Source organism: uncultured Rhodoblastus sp., from assembly GCF_903903185.1.
In the GTDB taxonomy this organism is placed as follows: domain Bacteria; phylum Pseudomonadota; class Alphaproteobacteria; order Rhizobiales; family Beijerinckiaceae; genus Rhodoblastus.
The window spans coordinates 1-1,574 of sequence record NZ_CAIUXT010000105.1 but is presented as its reverse complement, the minus strand read 5'-3'; the positions used below and the strand labels follow the sequence as shown (position 1 = coordinate 1,574).

The window sequence follows — 1,574 nt, the reverse complement described above, 5'->3', positions numbered from 1 at the left end:
CTTTTCGCGCACGGACGAAGAGCGCCGCCGCAACGATGAGCTGATCTGGTCGGCGATTCGCCGCAAGGTGGAGCGCCACAGCCCTGGGTTCGATGTCTGATTGCGGCGCTTTTTCGCGGTTCCGTTATTGCGCTCTCTAACGCCGTCCAACGCCCGCAGGCGCTGAGGCCGTCCAACGCCCGCAGGCGCTGAGGCCGTCCAACGCCCGCAGGCGTTGGGGCGCCGCCGCCCAAGCGCAGCGCGCACCGCCGTGAGTGCCGCCGGCCCTATGCCTTGAACATGTTCAAGGAATGGCCGCCGGGCTCCGACGGCATCCGGCACACCAGGTGGCTTGCCGCTCGGCCTGGAGCGATTCGCAAACTTCCGAACTATTTATTCGAAGAAGAGCGACGCGTTCTCGCGCACGTCACGCGCGGCGACGGATGGCGGCCAGGCCCGCGAGTCCCAGCCCCAGCAGCAGCATCGTTGACGGCTCAGGAATCGATGCCGGGAAATAATTGTGGAGGGCCGATCGATAGTTCAGGAAAGCGAAGTCGATGTTATTGTCCAAAAATGCGTATTTCTCCGCGGTCTGGAACAATTGAAGGTCGACCTTGACGACAAGAGATTGCGGCACAACTGGATTGCTCCAGGTATACTTGAGTACATCGCCTTTGATGTGTCGGTAATCGTTCTGGCTGAGCTGCCAGGTCGTTCCGGCCAATCTGCGAATCCCGAACAAGTCGGCGGTCAACTTCTCGTTGGCAGCGGTGTAGTCGACGGAATCGTGAGCCAGTTGGGGGATATCGTAAGTCTGAATCCGATCGGATAAAATGACAAGCCAGGAAAGATCCCGATCCAAAGTAAATAAAAGCTTCTGATTGAAGCCATCGAATTTTATTTGCTCTGCCTGGGTTTGCGCAGAAACGACGGTCGCCATGACGGCCAAGACGGTAAAGATGAGTCGCTTTTTCATTCGATAGGGTGGATCTGAGGTTGTTTCAACGTCGATCGAAACTGCACTCCGGGGCAGTCTTCGATCGGCAAGCCGGCGAAAAAAAGACTGCGTATTTATTTTTCGCATTGCCTCCTCAATACTGACGACTGTCGATACTAAGCTCTCGAATCCCGACGCTACAAGGGGAATACCCGCGACGCGCCGCAAATCGCGCCGCGTCGAACGAGGATGCGGCTCAGGCTTTACCCTGTACCTGTCGTTGTCGAATCGACCTCGAAAGGGGCGGAACGCGCCCGCGCCGGCGATCGCCCCGGCTCAAGTTTCGGCCGGTCAGCGCGGGTGGGCGATAGACTTTCTCGCTTTTCAGACCTCGGAAACACCGCATGTCCAGATCCATACGCCGGCCCCAGGTGTCTATTCTCGGCAGCGCCGAGCCGGGTTCTCAGGCTTACGGGCGAGCGGGCGAGGCCGGGGCGCTGCTGGCAAGTCTGGGCATCGCCGTCGTCAGCGGCTGCGGCAGCCCGGCGACCCGGGTGGCGGCCGAGCGCGCACTGGCTGCCGGGGGTCTGGTGCTGAGCATCGGTCCTCCCGACGAGATGCCGCCGCCGGATTGGCCGGCGACCGTGGTGGTGCCCTG

Annotated in this window: 2 protein-coding genes; one reads left to right on the top strand and one right to left on the bottom strand. The window is 60.7% G+C overall.

Going from position 1 to position 1,574, the window contains the following annotated elements; genetic code table 11:
* Positions 1-406: 406 nt before the first annotated feature.
* A complete protein-coding gene (locus QZY01_RS09640; protein ID WP_294536388.1) occupies positions 407-955 on the bottom strand; it encodes a PEP-CTERM sorting domain-containing protein in 549 nt (182 codons plus the stop codon).
* Positions 956-1,320: 365 nt separating this feature from the next.
* On the opposite strand from QZY01_RS09640, the gene QZY01_RS09635 reads away from it, so the two are divergent.
* Positions 1,321-1,574 (top strand): hypothetical protein (locus QZY01_RS09635; RefSeq protein WP_294536387.1); only part of this gene is annotated, 254 nt, incomplete at its 3' end.